We start from the raw sequence: 21,589 nt of genomic DNA, 5'->3' as shown, positions 1-21,589 counted from the left end.
ACCGACGTCCCGGAAGGACACAGCAAGATGGCACAGGGAACCGTGAAGTGGTTCAACGCTGAGAAGGGTTACGGCTTCATCGAGCAGGACGGTGGCAACGCCCCCGACGTGTTCGTCCACTACTCGGCGATCCAGTCCGACGGCTACCGCTCGCTCGAGGACGCGCAGCGGGTCGAGTTCGAGATCACCCAGGGCCCGAAGGGCCCCCAGGCCGAGAACGTCCGCGCTCTCTGACCTCACGGCCGGTGGTCCGGCCATCCCGACGGGCCCGCACCTGATGGTGCGGGCCCGTCGCTCGTCCCCCCGCTCAGCGGGGCGGCGTCGTCCTCGGCGTCACGGCCGCGTCGCCGTCGGGAGCCTCGCCGTCGGCCTGCGGGTCGAGCACCGGCTGCACCGTCCCCCGGAAGGCGTCGAGCTCCTCACCGTGGAGCAGACGCACCGGCAGGGGCAGCCGCCGCAGGCCCCGCTCGACCTCCGTCACCGGGAGCGGGTGGTCAGAGGCGGCGAGCACCACGTTGCCGTAACGCCGTCCGCGCAGGATGGCGGGGTCTGCCACCAGCTGCACGTGCGCGAACACCTGCTGGAGCGTCGCGACCTCCATGCGCGCCTTCTGCAGCGGCGGGTGGTCGGTGAGGTTCAGCAGGTAGAGGCCGCCCGGCACGAGCGCCCGGTGCACGTCGGCGGCCGCCTCGAGCGTGCGGACGTGACGGGGTACCTCGGCATGGTGGAACACGTCGCGGACCACCACCTCCCAGGTGCCGGTCCGCTGGGCGGCCGTGACGGCGCGGGCATCCCCCGTGCGGATGCGCAGGCGCGGGGCGCGGGGCAGGTCGAACCACTCGCGCACCAGGGCCGCGAGCTTCTCGTCGAGCTCCACGGCCAGCTGGGTCGAGCCGGGACGGCGGGCATCCAGGGCGCGAGGAAAGGCACACCCCGCCGCTCCGAGGTGGAGCGCACGCAGGGGCCCGGCGGGCCGGGCGGCGTCGATGACGACAGCCATCTGCTGCATGTACTCGAACTCGAGGTAGCCGGGGTCGTCGAGGTCGAGCGAGGAGCTCTCGGTGCTGCCGAGCATCAGCGTCACCCGGTGCGGGGCACCGGGGTCCCGGCGGAGGCTCGCCGTCCCGAGCGAGGTCTCGACGGTCTCGGTCGGCAGCTCGGCTGCTCTCGTTGCGGCGGGGGCGGGACGACGACGGCGGTCTGGCACCCGGCCACGTTAACCTGGGACCTGGCCGGCGAGAGGGGGTGCGTGGTGAGCAGAGCTCCCCGCAGCGCCGCGGCCAGACGGTCCTGGGGCGAGGACGACACCGGCTGCACCATCCTCCACGTCGACATGGACGCCTTCTTCGTCTCCGTCGAGCTGCTCGACCGTCCCGAGCTTCGCGGCCGGCCCGTCATCGTCGGTGGTGACCACCGGGGCGTGGTGGCGGCCGCGAGCTACGAGGCCCGGGCCTTCGGCGTCCACTCCGCGATGCCCGCCGCGCGGGCGAAGATCCTGTGCCCGCAGGCGGTGGTGCTGCCCGGCCGGCACGACCGTTACGGCGAGGTCTCGCGCGAGGTCATGTCGGTGCTGTCCGAGGTCACCCCCGTCATGGAGCAGGTGAGCATCGACGAGGCGTTCCTCGACGTCGCAGGCGCGGTGCGGCGCATGGGGCGGCCGGTCGAGATCGCCCGCTGGGTCCGGCAGGAGGTGCACCGGCGGTGCGGCGTCCCCGCCTCCGTGGGCGTCGCCGCCAGCAAGCACGTGGCCAAGCTCGCCTCGACGCACGCCAAGCCCGACGGTCTGCTCCTCGTGCCGGCCGACGCCACGGTGCCGTTCCTCCACTCGCTCCCGGTCGGGGCGCTGTGGGGGGTGGGGGAGAAGACCCAGGAGGCGCTCGAGCGGCACGGGATCGAGACCGTGGCCCAGCTGGCGGCCACGCCCGTCACGGTGCTGCACCAGACCCTGGGGGTGGCCGCGGGGCAGCGGCTCCACGAGCTGGCGTGGGGCAGGGACGCGCGCCAGGTCCAGCCGACGCGGGTGGAGAAGTCCGTCGGCACGGAGACGACGTTCGCCGAGGACGTCACCGACCGGGCGCACCTGGAGAAGATGCTGCTGCGCCAGGCGCACGAGTGCGCCGCGCGCCTGCGCGCGGAGGAGATGGTCGCGTGGACGGTCGCGATCAAGGTCCGCCACGCGGACTTCACCACCCTGAGCCGCTCCCGCACCCTTCAAGCGCCCACCGACCTCGCGCACGACATCAACGCCGCCGCCCGGGCCCTGCTCGCCGGCGTCGACATCCCGACGGCCGGTGTCCGGCTGCTGGGCGTCCGGGCGGAGCGACTCGCGCCGGCCGCGACCACGGGCGTGCAGGGCGCCCTCGACGACGACCCGCAAAGGGCGCTCGCGGAGCGCGCCATGGACGGTGTGAGGGCCCGGTTCGGCTCCCAGGTCGTGCGTCCGGCCACGTTGCTCGACAACAAACGGCACTCCGCTTTCAACAGCGCCTCCGGAGACCTATCCTGATCCCATACCGCCAGTGACAGGCGGTCTCGTGGCGAGACTGGAGGTCCAATGCCTCTCTCCGAATATGAGCAGCGGATGCTCCAGCAGATGGAGCAGCAGCTGCGCTCCGACGACCCCAAGCTCGCCAACACGCTCGCCGACAAGCCGCGGCCGAACGTGCGCAGGCTCAGCCTGGGCGTCCTCCTCTTCCTGGTCGGCCTCGGCGGCCTGGTCGGCGGTGTCGCGACTGGCTACGTCTGGCTGGGCGTGCTCGGGTTCCTGGCGATGCTCGGTGGCGTCATGCTCGCGATCACCGGCCCGCGCGGCGGCGCGACCAAGGGCGGCGGCCGCGGCGGCGTTCGCCGTCCGGGGGGCAAGGCCCCGTCCGCCGGGTTCATGCAGCGTCAGGAGGACCGGTGGAACCGGCGCAACGAGGAGCGCGGGCGCTGACGCCCCACTCGTCGTTCATCTCGCTGACACAGCCCGTGACCGGACGGTCACGGGTTGCTCGTTCTCCGGGCGGGCGCCGGTCGTCGTCAGCGTGACTGCCGGCGGGGACGTCACCTAGCCCCACCGGGCGGTCTCCACTTCGCTCCACCGGCCGGTCTCCACTTCGCTCCACCGGGCGGTCTCCACGCCGCTCCACCGGGCGGTCTCCACTTCGCTCCACCGGCCGGTCTCCACTTCGCCCCACCGGCCGGTCCCCACTCCGCTCCACCGGCCGGTCTCCACTTCGCCCCACCGGCCGGTCTCCACGCCGCTCCACCGGGCGGTCTCCACTCCGCTCCACCGGGCGGTCCCCACTCCGCTCCACCGGGCGGTCTCCACTCCGCTCCACCGGGCGGTCTCCACTCCGCTCCACCGGGCGGTCTCCACTTCGCTCCACCGGGCGGCCCCCACTCCGCTCCACCGGCCGGTCTCCACTCCGCTCCACCGGCCGGGTGCTCCTCTCACGAACGCCGGACGAGCTGGCCGAAATGGTTCGTCGAGCGCCGGAATCTGACCAGAACGGCAACCTCGTCGCCCCGCCGGTGGACCTTTCGCGCCGGTGGAGTCAGGACGTTGTCGATCCGGGCGAGGCCGCCCTCCCGTCGCTCGCACGAGGCCGCCACTGCGGACGCCAGCACCGGGCGCCGGCGTTGTTTTTCCCTCCACCCTGCCCCACCAGCGTTCACCTGCGATTTCGCGTGCCGAATCTGCAAGAAGTGCCCACAAACTCCTGCGCAGGGGAGGGAAGTGGAGTAATGTGGGGCCCACTGGTGGCGAGCGGAGAAGGAGGGGAGGTGCCGATGTGTTCCTGGGTACTCACGCACCTCGTCTCGACGACAAGGGGCGCCTCATCCTTCCCGCCAAGTTCCGCGAGGAGCTGGCGGGCGGCATCGTCCTCACCCGCGGCCAGGAGCGGTGCCTCTACGTCTTCCCCATGCGGGAGTTCGAGGACATGCACTCCCGGCTGCGACAGGCCCCCGTCACCAGCAAGCAGGCCCGCGACTACCTGCGTGTCTTCCTCTCCGGCGCCACCGACGAGGTCCCGGACAAGCAGGGCCGCATCACGATCCCCTCGGCGCTGCGCCAGTACGCCGGGCTCACGCGGGACCTGGCCGTGATCGGCGCCGGTACCCGGATCGAGATCTGGGACGCGGCGGCGTGGGAGACGTACCTGGCCGAGCAGGAGCAGGCCTTCGCCGAGACGGCGGAGGAGGTGGTCCCCGGTCTCTTCTGAGGTACCCCACGCTCCCGTTCGAACCGATCCGGCACCACCCCCGCACGACGAGGTCTCTCACCGCGACTCTGACGCACTTCCCCGGCGTCAGAGCAGGCGGAGGGAGTCCTGGTCGGGCGGTGGAGGGCCCCCGACCAGACACTCACCAGCACCACCCACGACCCGAACGGACCAGGAGCACCGCATGAGCCAGGCGGACGCCGACGCGCTGCACGTCCCCGTGCTGCTCGAGCGCTGCCTCGACCTCCTCGCTCCCGCCGTCGGCGAGCCGGGCGCCGTGATGATCGACGCCACGCTCGGTATGGGTGGTCACACCGAGGCCGCGCTGCGGCGCTTCCCGGACCTGCACGTCGTCGGGATCGACCGCGACCCGCAGGCCCTCGAGCTCGCGACGGCCCGCCTCGCCCCGTTCGCCGGCCGCTTCACCGCCGTGCGCGCCACCTACGACCACATCGACGACGTCGCCGCCGACCACGGGCGGGACGGCCTCGTGCAGGGCGTGCTCATGGACCTCGGTGTCTCCTCGCTCCAGCTGGACGACACCGCCCGCGGGTTCTCGTACGCCCACGACGCCCCGCTCGACATGCGGATGGACCAGTCGAGCGGCATCTCCGCCGCAGAGCTGCTCGCCACGGCCGACGAGGCCGAGCTGCGCCGGATCCTCCGCGTCTACGGCGAGGAGAAGTTCGCCGGGCGCATCGCCGCCGCGATCGTGCGCCGTCGGGCGACCGCCCCGCTGGAGCGCACCGGCGAGCTCGTCGACATCGTCCGCGAGAACCTCCCGCAGGCCGCCAAGCGCCGGGGAGGCAACCCTGCGAAGCGCACCTTCCAGGCGCTGCGCATCGCCGTCAACGGCGAGCTCGAGGTTCTCGAGCGGGCCCTGCCGCGGGCGGTCGAGGCGCTCGCCGTGAAGGGGCGCATCGTCGTCGAGTCCTACCACTCGCTCGAGGACCGCGCCGTGAAGACGGTGCTCGCCGCCGGCGCCCGCAGCTCGGCCCCGCCGGACCTGCCGTTCGAGCCCGAGACGCACCGGCCCTACCTGGAGCTGCTCACCCGTGGCGCCGAGGAGGCCGACGAGGAGGAGCGGGCCCGCAACCCCCGTGCCGCCTCGGTCCGCCTGCGCGCCGCCGAACGTGTCCGACCCACCCCCGACCACCTGCTCCCACCCCCTGACCGGAGCCACAGGAGGAATGCCGCATGAGCGCTGCAACCGCACGCGCGACCAGAGCGACCGCGCCACGCCCGTCGTGGCGGCCACGCCTGGAGGTGGTGCCCAGTCCGGCCCCCGCGCGCAGCGTCGTCCCGTTCCTCCTCCTGTGCGCGGCGGTCCTCGGTGGTGCGCTGCTCGGGGTCCTCCTGCTCAACACCCAGATGGCGGCGACCTCCTACGAGATCCACGACAAGCAGGTGGCCCTGAACAGGCTCGACGAGGGCGAGGCCTCCCTGCGCGCCCAGGTCGAGCAGGCCGGGTCGCCGGCGGCTCTCGAGGAGCGGGCCAAGGAGCTGGGCATGGTCCCGGCCGAGGACATCCGCTTCGTGCTACTGGCCGATGGCAGCATCCTGGGGGCGGAGGACGAGGGATGAGCGCGAGGAACGCCGCGCTGCGCGGCCCGCGGCTGCGTCGGCAGGCCATCCTCGTCCTCGTCCTGACCGTCCTGCTCGTCTTCAGCGGCCGGCTGGTCTACGTCCAGGCCTTCCAGGGCCAGGAGCTGGCCGACCAGGCGCGGGAGGACCGCACGCGCACGTCGCCCATCCGCGCCCCCCGCGGCGACATCGTCGACAGCGACGGCGAGATCCTTGCCACCTCCGTCGAGCGGTACAACGTGGGCGTCAACCAGCTCCGGGTGCGCAACTACGAACTGAAGGACGAGGAGACCGGTGAGGTCCTCTCCACCGGCGCCGCCGCCGCGGCGGAGGTGCTCGCCCCCCTGCTCGACCGCGACAAGGCCGAGCTCGGCGCCCAGATGGTGGGGGACTCGACGTTCGTCTACCTCGCCAAGGGCCTGACCCCGGAGCAGTGGCGCGAGATCGACGCCCTGAACATCCCCGGCATCGAGCCGGAGGAGACGACGGCGCGGATCTACCCCAACGGCAGCACTGCCGGCAACATCATCGGCTACGTCGGGCGCGACCGGCACGGCCTCGCCGGCCTCGAGCTGACCATGGACGACGTGCTGACCGGGAAGGACGGCTCCCTCACCGTCGAGATCGGCGCCACCGGGCAGGTCATCCCCACCGGCCACCGCGAGGAGGTGCCCGCGGTCCAGGGGCACACCGTCCACACCACGATCGACCGCGACCTCCAGCACGTCGCCCAGCGCAGCATCGACGAGGCCGTCGAGAAGCACGGGGGTGCCTGGGGCGCCGTCGTCGTCGAGGAGATCGGCACCGGCCGCATCCTGGCCCTGGCCGACTCCGGCAGCGTCGACCCGGGCAACTACCAGGACTGGGCGCCCGAGGACCGCGGCTCCCGTGCCGTCTCGAGCCCCTACGAGCCCGGCTCCACGGGCAAGCTGCCCACCTTCGCGCTCGCGCTGGAGCAGGGCAAGATCGACGCGACCACCGCGTTCACCGTGCCGGACACCCTGACCATGCCCAACGGGCAGACCTTCCGCGACAACAGCCCGCACGAGACCCGCCACCTCACCACCACGGGCGCGCTGCAGATGTCCTCGAACACGGCCACCGTGCAGATCGGTGACATGGTCGACGACCGCGACCGGTTCAACCTGCTGCGGGGCCTCGGCTTCGGCCGGACCACCGGCGTCGAGCTGCCCGGCGAGGCGGCCGGCGTGGTGCGGGACCCGGACGACTGGGACGGCCGCACCCGCTACACCACGATGTTCGGGCAGGGCATGTCGGTGACGCTCCTGCAGAACACCTCCATGGTGGCCACCCTCGGCAACGGCGGCGTCCGGGTCGACCCGCACATCGTCGACGGCACCACCGACGGCGACGGGCAGTTCAGCCCCACCGAGGTCGGCCCCGGCGAGCAGGTGCTCAGCGAGGAGACCGCGGACACGATGCTCGCCATGATGGAGTCCGTCGTGCAGAAGGGCGGCACGGGCCCCCAGGGCGCGGTCGACGGGTACCGCGTCGCCGCCAAGACCGGCACCGCCGAGATTCTCGACGCGGCCGGCGGGCTCTCCAACCGGCTCGGCTCCTACGTGGGCGTGGCACCGGCGGAGAACCCGCGGGTGGCCGTCGGCGTCGTCGTCTACCGCGGCGCGGGCACCTCCTACGGCGGCACCGTCGCCGGCCCGACCTTCAGCGAGGTCATGGGCTTCGCCCTGCGTGACATGGGCGTCCCGCCGTCGACCGAGCCGACGCCGGACCTCCCGCTCGAGTCGGGGCAGTGACCGCCCCGGATGGACGTGGCGCCGGGAACGACAACAATGGGGCGGTGACCTCCTCCCGACAGAAGCTGCGTACAGCTGTGCCTCCGCCCCGCCGCCTCGGTGACCTGGTGGGACCGTTCCCGCTCACCGTCGCGGGGGCCGGGGGGCCCGGGTGGGCGGACGTGACCGTCCGGGGAGTGCGCGCCGACAACCGGGAGATCGCCGGCGGGGAGCTCTTCGCCGCGCACACCGGCGGGCACGTGCACGGCGCCCGGTTCGCCCGGGCCGCGGTCGACGCGGGGGCCGCCGCGGTCCTGACCGACCCCGCCGGCGAGCGGCTGCTCGCCGGCGACGACCCGCTCGGCGTCCCGGTGCTGGTGGCCGACGACGTCCCCGCCCTGCTGGGGGAGCTCGCCGCCACGCTGTACGACCGCCCCGCGGACCGCCTCGGCACCTTCGCGGTGACGGGCACGAACGGCAAGACCACCACCGTCTTCATGCTCGAGCACGCGCTCCGTGCCCTCGGCCGGCGCACCGGGCTCATCGGCACCGTCGAGCTGCGCGTGGGCGAGCACGCCGTGCCGGCCACCCTGACGACGCCGCAGCCCGCGGACCTGCAGGCGCTCCTGGCGACGATGGTCGCGGAGGAGGTGGACGACCTCGTCATGGAGGTCTCCTCCCACGCCCTCGCCCTGCACCGGGTGGACCCGGTGGTCTTCGACGTCGCCGGCTTCACCAACCTCACCCAGGACCACCTGGACTTCCACGCCACCCTCGACGAGTACTTCGACGCCAAGGCGGAGCTCTTCACCCCCGCCCGCTCGCGCCGCGGTGTGGTGCTCGTCGACGACGACTGGGGCCGGCGGCTCGCGGAGCGCTCCGCGACCGTCCACCCCGGCGCCGTCGTGACCCTCGCCGTCCACGACGGCACGTTCGAGGACCCGGACTGGCGGGTGCGGGAGGTGGCCGCGGACGGCACCGGCACCGCCTTCACCCTCGTCCACCGCGACGGGCGGACGCTGCGCACCCGCACCGGCCTGCCCGGCGACTTCAACGTCGCCAACGCCGCCCTGGCCGCCGCGATGGTGCTGGAGAGCGGCGTGGACCCCGCCACCCTCGGGGACGCCCTCGCCGCCGCCGGCGGCCTGAGCCCGCAGGTGCCCGGACGCATGGAGCAGCTCGCCGACGCGCCCCGCGTGATCGTCGACTTCGCTCACAACCCCGGCGCGCTCGACAAGGCGCTCGCCGCCCTGCGCCCGACGACGAAGGGCAGGCTGGTGCTCGTCTTCGGCGCCACCGGCTCCCGCGACCGCTCCAAGCGGCCCGAGATGGCCAGGGTCGCGGTCGACGGCGCGGACGTCGTCGTCGTCACGGACGACGACCCGCACGACGAGCCGGCCGAGCAGATCCGGGCCGAGGTTCTCGCCGCGGCGCGCGTCCATGTGCCCGACGCCACGGTGCGTGAGATTGGGAGCCGGAGCGAGGCCATCCGTACGGTTGTCCTCGAGGCCGGCGAGGACGACACGGTGCTCGTCGCCGGCCGCGGCCACGAGACCGTGCAGGAGATCGCCGGCGTGGACCACCACCTGGACGACCGCGAAGAGGTGCGTGCCGCCCTGGTGCAGCGCGCCGGAGGACACAGCTGATGATCGAGATGACGCTCGCGCAGGTCGCCGCCGTCACGGGCGGCGAGCTCGCGGGGGAGGAGGACGTGCCCGTCACGGGCGACGTCGTCACCGACTCCCGCGCGGTCGCGCCCGGGGCCCTCTTCGCCGCCTTCGTCGGCGAGCACGTGGACGGGCACGACTTCGTCGTGGGCGCGCTGGAGGCCGGCGCCGCCGGGGCGCTCGTGTCCCGTCCCGTCCCCGGTGCCGACGCGGCCCGGACCGTCCTCGTCGACGACGTCGCCGCCGCCCTGGGCCGCCTCGCCAGGCACGTGCTCGCCGAGCTCCGTGCGCGCCGGGGCGCCGAGGACCCGCTGCAGGTGGTCGCCGTGACCGGCTCGGTGGGCAAGACCACCACGAAGGACCTCCTCGCCCGCCTGCTCGCGCCGCTCGGCGAGCGCATCGCCCCGCCCGGGTCCCTCAACAACGAGATCGGCCTGCCGCTGACGGTCCTGCGGGCCACCGGCACCACCCGGACCCTGGTGCTGGAGATGGGCGCCGACCACGTCGGCAACCTCGAGTACCTCACCTCGGTCGCCCCGCCGGACGTCGCCGTCGTCCTCGCCGTCGGCCGGGCGCACCTGGGCGAGTTCGGCGGCATCGAGAACGTCGCCCGCGCCAAGTCCGAGCTCGTGGCCGGCCTCGCGCCCGGCGGCACCGCCGTCCTCAACGCCGACGACGCCCGCGTCGCCGCCATGGCCTCGCTCGCCCCCGCCAAGGTGGTGCGCTTCGGCCGCTCCGACGGCGCGGACGTGCGGGCGGAGGACGTCCGCGTGGACGACGCCGGACGGGCCGCCTTCCGCCTGGTGACCCCCCAGGTCAGCCTGGACGTCCGCCTCGCGCTCGTGGGCGAGCACCACGTCACCAACGCCCTCGCCGCCGCGTCCGTCGCCCTGGAGCTCGGCGTCGCGCCCGAGACCGTGGCCGACGTCCTCGCCGGCGCCGGCGCCGCGAGCCCGCACCGCATGGACGTGCGCGACCGCGCCGACGGCGTGCGAGTCGTGGACGACTCCTACAACGCCAACCCCGACTCGGTGCGAGCCGGGCTGCGGGCCCTCGTCGGGCTCGCCGACGGCCGGCGCAGCGTCGCCGTCCTCGGCGAGATGCTCGAGCTCGGCGAGTACTCCGACGCCGAGCACCGTGCCGTGGGCGCGGACGCCGTCCGGCTGGGCGTCGACGTCGTCGTCGCCGTCGGGGAGGGCACGACCGCCCTGGCCGCGGGGGCCCGCGAGGCCGCCGACGGCGCCCCGGGAGGATCCGCCGACCGCGCCGGCCACGAGGTGGTGCAGGTGCCCGACGTCGACGCCGCACGGACGCTGCTGGACCAGCGGCTGCGGCACGGCGACGTCGTGCTGCTCAAGGGCTCGAACGGCTCCGGGATCTGGCGCCTGGCGGACGCGCTGCTCGAGGGCACCACCGGGAGGACCGCCTCATGATGTCCGTGCTCATCGCGGGGGCGGTGGCGCTCATCGTCGCCATGGCCGGCACCCCGCTGTTCATCCGCCTGCTCGTGGCGAAGAACTACGGCCAGTTCATCCGCCAGGACGGACCGACCGCCCACTTCACCAAGCGCGGCACGCCCACCATGGGCGGCGTCGTCATCATCGGCGCCACCGTGCTCGGGTACACCGTCTCGAACATCGTCACCGGGCGGCTGCCGAACGCCTCCGGCCTCCTGCTGCTCTTCCTGATGGTCGGCATGGGCCTGATCGGCTTCCTCGACGACTACATCAAGATCTCCCGACAGCGCTCCCTCGGCCTCGACGAGCGCGGCAAGCTCATCGGGCAGGCCGTCATCGGCATCACGTTCGCGGTGCTGGCGCTGCAGTTCGAGAACGAGAACTACCGCACGCCGGGCTCCACCCGGATCTCCTTCATCCGGGACACCGGCATCGACCTCGCGTGGGCCGGGGCCGGGCTGGGGGTCGTGCTCTTCGTGCTGTGGGCCAACTTCCTCATCACCGCCTGGTCCAACGCGGTGAACCTGACCGACGGGCTGGACGGCCTCGCCACCGGCGCGTCGATGTTCGTCTTCGGCGCCTACACGGTCATCACGATCTGGCAGTCCAACCAGTCGTGCCAGTACCTGAGGGAGCCCGGCCCGGGCTGCTACGAGGTCCGCGACCCGCGGGACCTGGCCATCGTCACCGCCGCCATCGTCGGCGCGTGCTTCGGGTTCCTGTGGTGGAACACCTCCCCGGCACAGATCTTCATGGGCGACACCGGCTCCCTCGCCCTCGGCGGCGCGCTGGCCGGCCTGTCGATCCTCACCCGGACCGAGTTCCTCGCCGTGATCCTCGGTGGGCTCTTCGTCATCATCGTCATGAGCGACGTCATCCAGATCGGCTTCTTCAAGATGACCGGCAGACGGGTGTTCCGCATGGCCCCGCTGCACCACCACTTCGAGCTCAAGGGCTGGGGCGAGGTCACCATCGTCGTGCGGTTCTGGATCATCGCCGCCCTGTGCGTCGCGCTCGGCCTCGGCATGTTCTACGCCGAGTGGGTCTCGGTGGCGCCGTCATGACCGGCGGCCCCGGCGTGAGCGGTGCCGGCGCGGGCGGCGGCGGGCCCCTCCACCTCGACGGCGCCCGCGTCGCCGTCGTCGGTCTCGGTGCCTCGGGGCGGGCGGCGCTGGACGTCCTCGGCAGCACCGGTGCAGAGCTCTCCGGCCACGACGCCGACGCCGCCGCGCTGGACGCCGCCCGCGAGAGCGGGGAGGTGCCCGCGGGGGCACGGCTCGCCGCGGCCGCCGACCCCGCCGACCTCGCCGAGCAGGTCCTCGCCGGGGAGCCGGACTTCGTCGTCGTCTCGCCCGGGGTCCCGGCGGTCTCGCCGCTGCACGTGCGCGCCGCGGCGGCGGGCGTGCCGCTGTGGAGCGAGGTCGAGCTGGCGTGGCGCGTGCAGGCACGCCGCCCCGACGGCACCCGCGCCCCGTGGCTGACCCTGACCGGCACGAACGGCAAGACCACCACCGTCTCGATGCTCGCCTCCATCCTGACGGCGGCGGGGGAGAACGCACCGGCGGTCGGCAACGTCGGGACCCCGATCGTGCGCGTGGCGGCCGCCGGGGGAGCGGACGTGCTCGCGGTCGAGCTCTCCAGCTTCCAGCTGCACTCCACCCACACCGTGAGCCCCCAGGCCAGCGCGTGCCTGAACCTGGCCCCCGACCACATCGACTGGCACGGCTCCTACGACGCCTACCGGGCGGACAAGGCCCGCGTGTACGAGCGCACCCAGGTCGCCTGCGTCTACAACGAGGCCGACCCCGCCACGCGCGCCATGGTGGAGGAGGCCGACGTCGTCGAGGGGGCGCGCGCGGTCGGGACCACGCTGCGGACCCCGTCCGTCGGCCAGCTCGGCCTCGTCGAGGAGTTCCTCGTCGACCGGGCGTTCATCGCCGAGCGGCACACCGCGGCCGCCGAGCTCGCCACCCGCGCCGACCTGGCCCACCTGGCCCCGGCGGGCGCCGAGGTGCCCGACCACGTGCTCGCGAACGCCCTCGCCGCGGCCGCCCTGGCCCGCGCCCACGGGGTGGCGCCCGAGCACGTGCGTCAGGGCCTGCGCGACTACGCCCCGGGAGCCCACCGGATCGAGCTGGTGGCCACCGTCGACGGCGTCGCCTACATCGACGACTCCAAGGCGACCAACGCCCACGCCGCCGCCGCGTCGCTCGGGGCCCTGCCGGCCGGCACGGTCGTGTGGATCGCCGGCGGCCTCGCCAAGGGAGCCACCTTCGACGACCTCGTGGCCGCCCAGCGGGACCGGCTGCACGCCGTCGTCCTGATCGGCACCGACCGCGAGCCGCTCCGGGGCGCCCTGGCACGACACGCGGCCGACGTCCCGGTGATCGAGGTCGTCCCTGGTGAGGATGGGGACGTGATGACGCGGGCGGTCGCCGAGGCGGCACGGCTCGCCCGGCCGGGCGACACCGTGCTGATGGCCCCTGCCTGCGCCTCGATTGACCAGTTCCGCAGCTATGCCGAGCGCGGCGACGCGTTCACCCGTGCCGCGCGCGCCCTGAGAGGCAGCAGATGAGCACGCTCGACGGCGTGCGGCGCCGCACCCGCACCGCCCCGGCCCGGCCGGCGCGGTCGACGGCCCGTCCTGCGCGGCCCGCGCGGTCGACGGGAGGCGCGCCCCGCCCCGCCCGGCCGGCCGGCGGCGCCGCCAGGCCCGCGGGACGCACCACCGCGCGCAGCACCCCGGGGACCACGACCCGGGAGATCGCCGCGCTCAGCTACTACCTGGTGGCCGGCTCGGCCCTGCTCCTGCTGGCCCTGGGCGTCGTCATGGTGCTCTCCGCGTCCACCATCTCCTCCATCCGCGACAACGACGGCAACCCCTACGCGGAGTTCCTCGGTCAGGCCAAGTTCGTCTTCATCGGCCTGCCGCTGGCGATCGCCGCCTCCCGCATCCCGGTGACCTGGTACAAGCGGCTCGCCTGGCCCGCCCTGGGCGGGGCCCTGGCGCTGCAGCTGCTGATCTTCACCCCGCTCGGCCTGGAGGAGAACGGCAACGTCAACTGGATCTACGTCCCGGGCGTGAACCAGACCCTGCAGCCGTCGGAGTTCCTCAAGCTCGGCCTGGCCCTGTGGCTCGGCCTGGTGCTGTCCCGCAAGGCCGCGCTGCTCCACGACTGGAAGCACGTGCTGGTCCCGGCGGGGATCGGCTCGCTCACGGCCGTCGGGCTCGTGCTCGCCGGGCACGACATGGGCACCGTGCTCGTCATGGTGGGACTCGTCGTCGGCGCCTTCTTCGTCGCCGGGCTGCCGATGAAGTGGTTCGCGTTCGCCGGGGTGGCCGGCGCGGGCGTGGCCACCGCGCTGATCCTCTCCTCGCACAGCCGCACCACCCGCGTGATGTCCTTCCTCGGCCTGGTCGAGGCCGACCCCTCAGGCGCCGGCTTCCAGACCCGGCACGGCCTGTGGGGCCTCGGCACCGGGGGGCTCTCCGGCGTCGGGCTGGGCGCCTCCCGGGAGAAGTGGTCGTACCTGCCCGAGGCCCACAACGACTTCATCTTCGCGATCGTCGGCGAGGAGCTCGGGCTGCTGGGCACCCTCCTCGTCCTCGGCCTCTTCGGGGGGCTCGCCGTCGGCATGTTCCGGATCGTGCGACGCCACCCGGACCCCTTCGTCCAGATCGCGACGGCAGCCATCGCCACGTGGATCCTCGCCCAGGCGCTGGTGAACATCGGCGTCGTCATCGGGCTCCTGCCCGTCATCGGCGTGCCCCTCCCGCTGGTCTCGGCAGGCGGCTCGGCGATGATCTCCACCCTCATCGCGATCGGGGTGCTGCTGTCCTTCGCCCGCTCCGAGCCGGGTGCGGCCCAGGCCCTCGCCACCCGCAAGGGTGTCGTGCGACGCTCGCTCGCCGTCGTCTCCGGGCGGTCACGCCGTGGCTGAGACCCTGCGCGTCCTCCTCGCCGGCGGCGGCACGGCGGGGCACGTCAACCCGCTGCTGGCCACGGCCGCCGAGCTGCGCGCCCACGACGGTGCCGACATCACCGTGCTCGGCACCGCGGCCGGGCTCGAGCGCACCCTGGTGCCGGAGGCGGGGTACCCGCTCCGCATCGTCGAGCGCGTGCCGCTGCCGCGCCGGCCCTCCGCCGACCTGCTGCGACTGCCCGGGCGTCTCTCCGGCGCCGTCCGCGCCGCGGGCGCGGCCATCGACGAGAGCGGCGCCCAGGTGGTCGTCGGGTTCGGCGGCTACGTCGCCACCCCCGCCTACCTCGCCGCCCGACGGCGCCGCGTGCCCGTCGTCATCCACGAGCAGAACGCCCGCCCGGGGCTCGCCAACCGGCTCGGCGCCCGGTGGGCCGCCGTCGTCGCCCTCACCTTCGCGTCGACCCCGCTGCGGGCCGCACGCGGCCGCACCGAGGTCACCGGGCTGCCGCTGCGCCCGGCCGTCGCCGCCCTCGTCGCCGACCGGGCCACGCCCGAGGGGGCCGCGGCCCGCCGGGCCGCCGGTGCCGCGGAGCTCGGCCTCGACCCCTCCCTGCCGACGCTGCTCGTGACGGGCGGCTCGCTCGGCGCCCAGCGGCTCAACGAGGCCGTGGCCGGCGCCGCCGCCGCCCTCGCCGGCGCGGGCGCGCAGGTGCTCCATCTGACCGGCCGGGGGAAGGACACGGAGGTGCGGGCCGCCGTCGCGGCCGCCGCCCGGGACGTCCCCGAGGTCGCCGACCGCTACCACGTGCGCGAGTATCTCGGTGCCATGGAGCTCGCCTACGCCTGCGCCGACCTGGTCCTGTGCCGCTCCGGCGCCGGGACCGTCTCCGAGCTGGCCGCCCTCGGCCTCCCCGCCGTCTACGTGCCCCTGCCCGTCGGCAACGGCGAGCAGCGGCTCAACGCCACGGACGTCGTCGCGGCCGGCGGCGGTGTCATCGTCGAGGACTCCGCCCTCGACGCCACGTGGGTCGCCCAGCGGGTCACCGCGCTGCTCGCCGACGGCGAGGAGCTGCGGCGCCGTGGCGCGGCGGCCGCGGCCGCCGGCCCCAGCGACGGCGCGTCCCACCTGGCCGCGCTCGTGCGGGAGGCCGCCGAGGCCGCGGAGGCGCACCGCGCCGGTGGGGGGCACGACCGTGGCTGAGCGCTTCCACCTCGTGGGGGTGGGCGGGGCGGGCATGTCCGCCGTCGCCGAGCTCCTCGCCGCCCGCGGGCACGACGTCTCCGGCTCGGACCAGCGCGACTCGGCCGTGCTGGCCCGCCTGCGCGGCCTCGGTGTCCGCACCTACGTCGGCCACGACGCGGCGCACGTGCCAGACACGGGGTCGCTCGTCGTCTCCACGGCGGTGCGCGAGTCCAACCCCGAGCTGGCCGCCGCGCGCGGACGCGGCCTGCCCGTCCTGCACCGCTCCCAGGCGCTCGCGCGCGCCGCCGCGGGCCTGGACTTCGTCGCCGTCGCCGGCGCCCACGGCAAGACGTCCACCTCGGCGATGCTCGCCGTCGCGCTGCGTGCCGCCGGCCAGGACCCCTCCTACGCCATCGGCGGGACCGTGCTGGCGCTGGGGACCGGCGCCCACCTCGGGACCGGGCGGGCGTTCGTCGCGGAGGCGGACGAGTCCGACGGGTCCTTCCTCAACTACGCGCCCCGCGTGGCGCTGGTGACGAACGTCGAGCCGGACCACCTCGACCACCACGGCAGCGAGGCCGCCTTCCGGCGCTCCTTCGAGGAGTTCGTGGACCGCCTCGTCCCGGGAGGGCTGCTCGTCGCGTGCGCGGACGACGCCGGAGCTCTCGCCCTGGTCCGGCACGCCGTGGCCGGCGGCACCCGGGTCGTCACCTACGGACGCGGCCCCGCCCCCGAGGGGGTGGAGGCGCACGCCACCCTCGCCCCGGCGACCTCGATGACCGGGGGCACCTCGTCCGCGCGGGTCACCCTCGCCGGCCTCGACGACGCCGTCGTCGAGGTGGACCTCCACCTGCGGGTCGGCGGCGCGCACATGCTCCTCAACGCGGCCGGCGCGTGGTGCGCCGGGCTCGAGCTCGGCGTCGGCCCCGAGGAGATGGCGGCGGCCCTCGGCGCGTTCACCGGCACCGGGCGGCGCTTCGAGCACCGCGGCGAGGCCGCCGGCGTGCGGGTGGTGGACGACTACGCGCACCACCCGACCGAGGTGGCCGCCACGCTCGGCACCGCGCGCCTCGAGGCCGGGGAGGGGCGCGTGGTCGTGCTGTTCCAGCCGCACCTGTACTCGCGCACGCGGACCTTCGCCGAGGAGTTCGCCGCCGCCCTCGGGGCAGCGGACGAGGTCGTCGTCACCGACGTCTACGGAGCACGCGAGGACCCTGTCCCCGGCGTGGACGGCAGCCTCATCACCGACGCGATGGGACGGCGCGGCGGTGGCGCGCGCGCCCGCCACGTCGCCGACCGCGTGCAGGCCGCCCACGCCGCCGCGGACGCGGCCCGCCCCGGCGACCTCGTCCTCACCGTCGGGGCCGGCGACGTCACCGAGCTGGGGCCGGTGATCCTCGCCCGGCTCGAGGAACGGGCATGAGGCCCCCGGCCGCGCCCCGCCAGCCCCGCCGCCAGCCCGAGCCCGAGACGCCTGCGCCCCGAACCCCCGCCGCCCGCGGGGCCACGTCTGGTGCCAGGGGTGAGAGGTCCGGCGCCCGCGGCAGCACGTCCGGCGCCGGCGGCAGCACGTCCGGCGCCGGCGGCAGGGGCCGCGCCCCGGCCGACGCGGAGGCACGGGCCGGCGAGCCACGGCAGCGCCCCGGTGCGCAGGCGCCGGCTCCGGCCGCCCGCACCTCGCCGGCTGGGGATCAGCCACGGACGGGTCGCGCCCTGGCGCGTCCACCGTTCGTCCCCACCGGCGCCCAGCTGCCCGACCGTCCGCAGGGTGCCGCGTCGACCGCCGTCAGCACCGGCCTGGCCGCCCGCCTGGCCGAGAAGGCCGCCGCCGACCGGCGCCTGCTGCTGCGACGGCTCGGCATCGCCGTCGCGGTGGTCGCCTTCCTCGCGGGCCTGACCTGGGCCGTGCTGTTCTCGCCGCTGCTAGCCCTGGACGGCGAGCGGATCCAGATCGACGGCGTCGGCGGGCACGTCGACGCCGCGCAGGTCCGGGCCGCCGTCGAGCCGGAGATCGGCACCCCGCTGCTGCGCGTCGACACCGCGGGCGTGGCCGACCGGGTGGCCTCGGTGACGGCCGTCGAGAGCGCGCAGGTCGCCCGGTCCTGGCCCCACGGCCTGACCGTGACCGTGGTCCCGCGCGAGCCTGTCGCCTCCGCGCCCGCCGAGGGCGGGTGGGTGCTGCTCGACGACCAGGGCGTCCAGGTCACCACCGTGCCGGAGGCGCCGGCCGACCTGCCCGAGGTGACCGTGCCGCTGTCGACCTCCGCCGAGACCGCACCGGCACTCGACGCCGTGCTGACCGTGCTCGGCTCGCTGCCGACCGACCTGCTGGGCCAGGTGGCCGAGGCCGGCGCGAGCTCGGCCGAGCACGTCACCCTCAAGCTCGCCGACGGGGCCACCGTGCAGTGGGGGAGCGCCGAGGAGAACGAGCTCAAGGCGGAGGTGCTCCTCGTGCTGCGTCAGCAGCCCGCGGGCGTCTACGACGTGAGCGTGCCCCGCTCGCCGACGACGAGCGGCTGAGCGTGCTCGGCCGCACCCGCCGGCGCACGGGCGGCGTCCCGGAGTGCGCGACACGCCACCCGCGACACGCCCGCCGGCGCACCGTCGCCCGCGACACACCACTCCTGGTCGTTGCTCCGTGCATCCGTGGCACCTAGCGTCACCAGTGGCAGAAAATGACATAAGTCTGACCCTGAGGTAGAGGTTGAGGGTTGGGCCAAGGACGACGAGAGGGACCGACGTGGCGGCACCGCAGAACTACCTGGCAGTGATCAAGGTGGTGGGCATCGGCGGTGGCGGCGTGAACGCCGTCAACCGCATGATCGAGGTCGGGTTGAAGGGCGTCGAGTTCATCGCCGTCAACACCGACGCGCAGGCGCTGCTCATGAGCGACGCCGACGTCAAGCTCGACGTCGGCCGCGAGCTCACTCGCGGCCTGGGCGCCGGCGCGGACCCCGAGGTGGGCAAGAAGGCCGCCGAGGACCACGCGGAGGAGATCGAGGAGGTGCTCCGCGGCGCCGACATGGTCTTCGTGACCGCCGGCGAGGGCGGCGGGACCGGCACCGGCGGCGCGCCGGTGGTCGCCCGGATCGCCCGCTCGCTCGGTGCGCTGACCATCGGCGTCGTCACGCGCCCGTTCACCTTCGAGGGGCGCCGGCGCGGTGTGCAGGCCGAGTCCGGCATCGAGGCGCTGCGTGCCGAGGTCGACACCCTCATCGTCATCCCGAACGACCGTCTGCTGTCCATCTCCGACCGCGGCGTCTCCGTCCTGGACGCCTTCAAGTCTGCCGACCAGGTCCTTCTCTCGGGTGTCCAGGGCATCACCGACCTCATCACCACCCCGGGTCTGATCAACCTCGACTTCGCCGACGTCAAGTCGGTCATGCAGGGCGCCGGCAGCGCCCTGATGGGCATCGGCTCCGCGCGCGGCGAGGACCGCGCCGTCCAGGCCTCCGAGCTGGCGATCTCCTCGCCCCTGCTCGAGGCGAGCATCGACGGCGCGCACGGCGTCCTGCTGTCCATCCAGGGCGGCTCCGACCTCGGCCTCTTCGAGATCCACGAGGCCGCCCGCCTCGTGCAGGAGGCCGCGCACCCCGAGGCGAACATCATCTTCGGCGCGGTCATCGACGACGCTCTCGGCGACGAGGTCCGCGTGACCGTCATCGCCGCCGGCTTCGACGAGGGCACCGGCCCCGCAGGCTCGCAGAACAAGCTCGCCGGACGCCCCGTGGGCCAGGTGGCCCCGCCCGCCGCTGAGCCCGCGCCGGTGCCGCCCGCCGTGCTCGCCGAGCCGGCCGAGGCCGGTGCGCACCGGGCGGTGCTGCCGACGCCTGGTGCCCCCGTCCAGGCCTCGGCCCCGAGCCCCGGCACCGTGCCGGCACCCGCGCCAGAGCCTGCGCCCGTCACCGCCGGCGGCGGTGTCCCCGCCTTCATCGGCGAGGACGGCCAGCCCCGCCAGGCTCGCTCCTACGAGGTCCCCCGGGTCTTCGACGAGGAGCCGGCCCGCCGCCGCGACGAGGACTTGGACATCCCCGACTTCCTCAAGTGATCGAGCGGTCCCCGGCGGGCGTGGTCCCGCTGCTCGAGGCCGACCTCGGCCCCGGCGCGCGCGGTGTCTTCACCACCCGCGCCGGGGGCGTCTCCGCCGGGCCCTGGTCGGCGCCGGCCGGCGCGGGCGGGCTGAACCTCGGCCTGCACGTCGGGGACGACCGTGCCGCGGTCCTGGCCAACCGGGCCCGCCTCGAGGCCGCCGTCGGCACCCGGATCGTCTGGATGGACCAGGTGCACGGCGACGTGGTGCGCGAGGCCACGGGCGGGACCGGCACGAGCGCCGGGGAGTGCGACGCGCTCGTCGCCCGGGCGGCGGCCGGGGTGGCCCTCGCCGTGATGGTCGCCGACTGCGTGCCCGTGCTGCTCGCCGCCGCCGACGGCTCCGTCGTCGGCGCGGCGCACGTGGGGCGCCAGGGCCTGGTGCGCGGGGTCCTCGACGCGGCGGTCTCGCGGATGGCGGAGCTGGGAGCCGCGCCGTCGGACGTGCGTGCCGCGGTCGGGCCGAGCGTGTGCGGGCACTGCTACGAGGTGCCCCAGCCCCTCCAGGACGAGGTCGAGGCGGTCGTCCCCGGCACCGCGACGACCACCTCGTGGGGCACGCCGGCCCTCGACCTGCGCGCCGGGGTGCTCCGTCAGCTGTCCGAGCTCGGCGTGAGCGGCGTGGACACCGTCCACGGGTGCACCATGGAGGACGAACGGCTGTACTCCCACCGGCGTGCGGGCCGTGACGGTGCCGGGACGACCGGGCGGTTCGCCGGCGTGGTCCGGGCGCTCTGAGCGGTCCTCCGGGCCGGGACGACACGCCGCCGGACGTGCCGCCACGCATCCGTGCACTGGTCTAGCGTCGGGGGAAGCAGCAGGTCGCCGCAGGCGCGGCCGGTGACCGAAACCACGAGGAGCAGCGATGGCCGGAACGATGCGCAAGATGATGGAGTACCTCTCCCTGGCGGAGCCGGAGGACGAGCTCTACGACGACGCGCCCGAGCCGGAGGCGTACGAGGACGAGGCGCCCGAGCCTGAGCGGGACCGTGAACGCGACCGCACCGAGCACCGCGCGGAGGTCACGCCGATCTCCCGCGCCGCCGCCCTGCACATCGAGGAGCCCGTGGTGACCGAGGACCTGCGCAGGATCGTGACGGTGCACCCGGTCAGCTACAACGAGGCCCGGGTCATCGGCGAGGCCTTCCGCGAGGGCACGCCCGTGATCATGAACCTCACGGGCATGAGCGAGGCCGACGCCAAGCGCATGGTCGACTTCTCCGCGGGCCTCGTCTTCGGCCTGCACGGCGCCATCGAGCGGGTGACCAACAGGGTGTTCCTCCTCTCGCCGGCCACGGTCGAGGTCGACACCGACAAGTCCGACGGCGACCGGGTGCCCGGCCGCTTCTTCTCCCAGGGCTGACCCTTTGTCCTTCTTCTTCGACCTGCTGGGCCTGCTGCTGCTGCTCTACATGCTGGTCCTGATCATCAGGCTGGTCCTCGACTGGATCCAGGTCTTCGCGCGGTCCTGGCGCCCCACGGGCGTCGTCCTCGTGCTCGCGAACCTGGTGTACAGCCTGACCGACCCGCCGCTGCGGTTCCTGCGCCGCTTCATCCCGCCGCTGCGCCTCGGCCAGGTCCAGCTCGACCTCGGATTTCTGGTGCTCTTCATCGGCGTCCAGATCCTTCGCGTGCTGGTGGCGGGGGTCGGACGCAATTTCTAGTGCAACCAGATCGCCCGCTAATGTCCTCGCAGGCCCTGCCTGGCGGGGGTCCGCTACGG

Annotated in this window: 20 protein-coding genes; 19 read left to right on the top strand and 1 reads right to left on the bottom strand. The window is 74.5% G+C overall.

Annotation, left to right across the window (positions count from 1 at the left end; all coding sequences use genetic code 11):
* Positions 1 to 27: 27 nt before the first annotated feature.
* Complete coding sequence (locus tag ATJ97_RS04365; RefSeq protein WP_043498042.1) at positions 28 to 234, top strand: cold-shock protein; 207 nt, start codon at positions 28 to 30, stop codon at positions 232 to 234.
* Positions 235 to 307: 73 nt separating this feature from the next.
* Here ATJ97_RS04365 and ATJ97_RS04360 read toward each other — a convergent pair whose 3' ends face one another.
* The gene (locus tag ATJ97_RS04360) at positions 308 to 1,207 is read right to left on the bottom strand and encodes a spermidine synthase (RefSeq protein WP_245862112.1); all 900 of its coding nucleotides are present in this window, start codon (positions 1,205 to 1,207) and stop codon (positions 308 to 310) included.
* 45 nt (positions 1,208 to 1,252) lie between these two features.
* Between ATJ97_RS04360 and dinB the strand changes: the two genes are divergently transcribed.
* The 18 genes from dinB (at position 1,253) to ATJ97_RS04265 (ending at position 21,530) form a co-directional block, all read left to right on the top strand.
* Positions 1,253 to 2,506: a DNA polymerase IV gene (gene dinB / locus ATJ97_RS04355; RefSeq protein ID WP_098485223.1), complete on the top strand. Its 1,254-nt coding sequence runs from the start codon at positions 1,253 to 1,255 to the stop codon at positions 2,504 to 2,506.
* 48 nt (positions 2,507 to 2,554) lie between these two features.
* A complete protein-coding gene (locus tag ATJ97_RS04350) occupies positions 2,555 to 2,935 on the top strand; it encodes a DUF3040 domain-containing protein (RefSeq protein WP_098482689.1) in 381 nt (126 codons plus the stop codon).
* A gap of 841 nt (positions 2,936 to 3,776) precedes the next feature.
* Positions 3,777 to 4,208, top strand: a complete 432-nt coding sequence (mraZ, locus tag ATJ97_RS04340; protein WP_098482687.1) for a division/cell wall cluster transcriptional repressor MraZ — start codon at positions 3,777 to 3,779, stop codon at positions 4,206 to 4,208.
* A 184-nt stretch (positions 4,209 to 4,392) separates the two neighbouring features.
* A complete protein-coding gene (gene rsmH / locus ATJ97_RS04335) occupies positions 4,393 to 5,409 on the top strand; it encodes a 16S rRNA (cytosine(1402)-N(4))-methyltransferase RsmH (protein ID WP_098482686.1) in 1,017 nt (338 codons plus the stop codon).
* Positions 5,406 to 5,792: a cell division protein FtsL gene (ftsL, locus tag ATJ97_RS04330; protein ID WP_098482685.1), complete on the top strand. Its 387-nt coding sequence runs from the start codon at positions 5,406 to 5,408 to the stop codon at positions 5,790 to 5,792. The genes rsmH and ftsL overlap by 4 nt, the downstream gene beginning before the upstream one ends.
* Positions 5,789 to 7,567 carry a peptidoglycan D,D-transpeptidase FtsI family protein gene (locus ATJ97_RS04325; RefSeq protein WP_098482684.1) on the top strand — a complete coding sequence of 593 codons (1,779 nt, stop codon included), beginning with the start codon at positions 5,789 to 5,791 and terminating at the stop codon, positions 7,565 to 7,567. The genes ftsL and ATJ97_RS04325 overlap by 4 nt, the downstream gene beginning before the upstream one ends.
* A 44-nt stretch (positions 7,568 to 7,611) precedes the next feature.
* Positions 7,612 to 9,192, top strand: a complete 1,581-nt coding sequence (locus tag ATJ97_RS04320) for a UDP-N-acetylmuramoyl-L-alanyl-D-glutamate--2,6-diaminopimelate ligase (RefSeq protein ID WP_098482683.1) — start codon at positions 7,612 to 7,614, stop codon at positions 9,190 to 9,192.
* On the top strand, positions 9,192 to 10,646 hold the full coding sequence (locus ATJ97_RS04315) for a UDP-N-acetylmuramoyl-tripeptide--D-alanyl-D-alanine ligase (protein WP_098482682.1): 1,455 nt from the start codon (positions 9,192 to 9,194) through the stop codon (positions 10,644 to 10,646). Before ATJ97_RS04320 ends, ATJ97_RS04315 begins: the two co-directional genes overlap by 1 nt.
* Positions 10,643 to 11,734: a phospho-N-acetylmuramoyl-pentapeptide-transferase gene (gene mraY, locus ATJ97_RS04310; protein ID WP_098482681.1), complete on the top strand. Its 1,092-nt coding sequence runs from the start codon at positions 10,643 to 10,645 to the stop codon at positions 11,732 to 11,734. The genes ATJ97_RS04315 and mraY overlap by 4 nt, the downstream gene beginning before the upstream one ends.
* Positions 11,731 to 13,245 (top strand): UDP-N-acetylmuramoyl-L-alanine--D-glutamate ligase, encoded by a 1,515-nt coding sequence (gene murD, locus ATJ97_RS04305; RefSeq protein WP_098485222.1) that lies wholly within the window; start codon positions 11,731 to 11,733, stop codon positions 13,243 to 13,245. The genes mraY and murD overlap by 4 nt, the downstream gene beginning before the upstream one ends.
* Positions 13,242 to 14,612, top strand: coding sequence for an FtsW/RodA/SpoVE family cell cycle protein (locus ATJ97_RS04300; protein WP_098482680.1), 1,371 nt, complete (start codon positions 13,242 to 13,244; stop codon positions 14,610 to 14,612). Before murD ends, ATJ97_RS04300 begins: the two co-directional genes overlap by 4 nt.
* A complete protein-coding gene (locus tag ATJ97_RS04295; RefSeq protein WP_098482679.1) occupies positions 14,605 to 15,795 on the top strand; it encodes a UDP-N-acetylglucosamine--N-acetylmuramyl-(pentapeptide) pyrophosphoryl-undecaprenol N-acetylglucosamine transferase in 1,191 nt (396 codons plus the stop codon). Before ATJ97_RS04300 ends, ATJ97_RS04295 begins: the two co-directional genes overlap by 8 nt.
* A gap of 34 nt (positions 15,796 to 15,829) precedes the next feature.
* The gene (gene murC, locus ATJ97_RS04290; protein ID WP_098485221.1) at positions 15,830 to 17,200 is read left to right on the top strand and encodes a UDP-N-acetylmuramate--L-alanine ligase; all 1,371 of its coding nucleotides are present in this window, start codon (positions 15,830 to 15,832) and stop codon (positions 17,198 to 17,200) included.
* Entirely contained in the window at positions 17,197 to 18,297 is a 1,101-nt protein-coding gene (locus tag ATJ97_RS04285; RefSeq protein ID WP_098482678.1) for a cell division protein FtsQ/DivIB, read from the top strand. Before murC ends, ATJ97_RS04285 begins: the two co-directional genes overlap by 4 nt.
* 220 nt (positions 18,298 to 18,517) lie before the next feature.
* The gene (gene ftsZ, locus ATJ97_RS04280; RefSeq protein WP_098482677.1) at positions 18,518 to 19,825 is read left to right on the top strand and encodes a cell division protein FtsZ; all 1,308 of its coding nucleotides are present in this window, start codon (positions 18,518 to 18,520) and stop codon (positions 19,823 to 19,825) included.
* On the top strand, positions 19,825 to 20,604 hold the full coding sequence (gene pgeF, locus ATJ97_RS04275; RefSeq protein WP_098485220.1) for a peptidoglycan editing factor PgeF: 780 nt from the start codon (positions 19,825 to 19,827) through the stop codon (positions 20,602 to 20,604). Before ftsZ ends, pgeF begins: the two co-directional genes overlap by 1 nt.
* Before the next feature lie 127 nt (positions 20,605 to 20,731).
* Positions 20,732 to 21,229, top strand: a complete 498-nt coding sequence (locus ATJ97_RS04270) for a cell division protein SepF (protein WP_098482676.1) — start codon at positions 20,732 to 20,734, stop codon at positions 21,227 to 21,229.
* Positions 21,230 to 21,233: 4 nt separating this feature from the next.
* Positions 21,234 to 21,530, top strand: coding sequence for a YggT family protein (locus tag ATJ97_RS04265; protein ID WP_098482675.1), 297 nt, complete (start codon positions 21,234 to 21,236; stop codon positions 21,528 to 21,530).
* Positions 21,531 to 21,589: the final 59 nt, after the last annotated feature.

The sequence above is a fragment of the Georgenia soli genome (assembly GCF_002563695.1).
GTDB lineage: Bacteria > Actinomycetota > Actinomycetes > Actinomycetales > Actinomycetaceae > Georgenia > Georgenia soli.
Note: the sequence above shows the minus strand (reverse complement) of the source record. Positions and strands in the feature narration are given on the sequence as shown.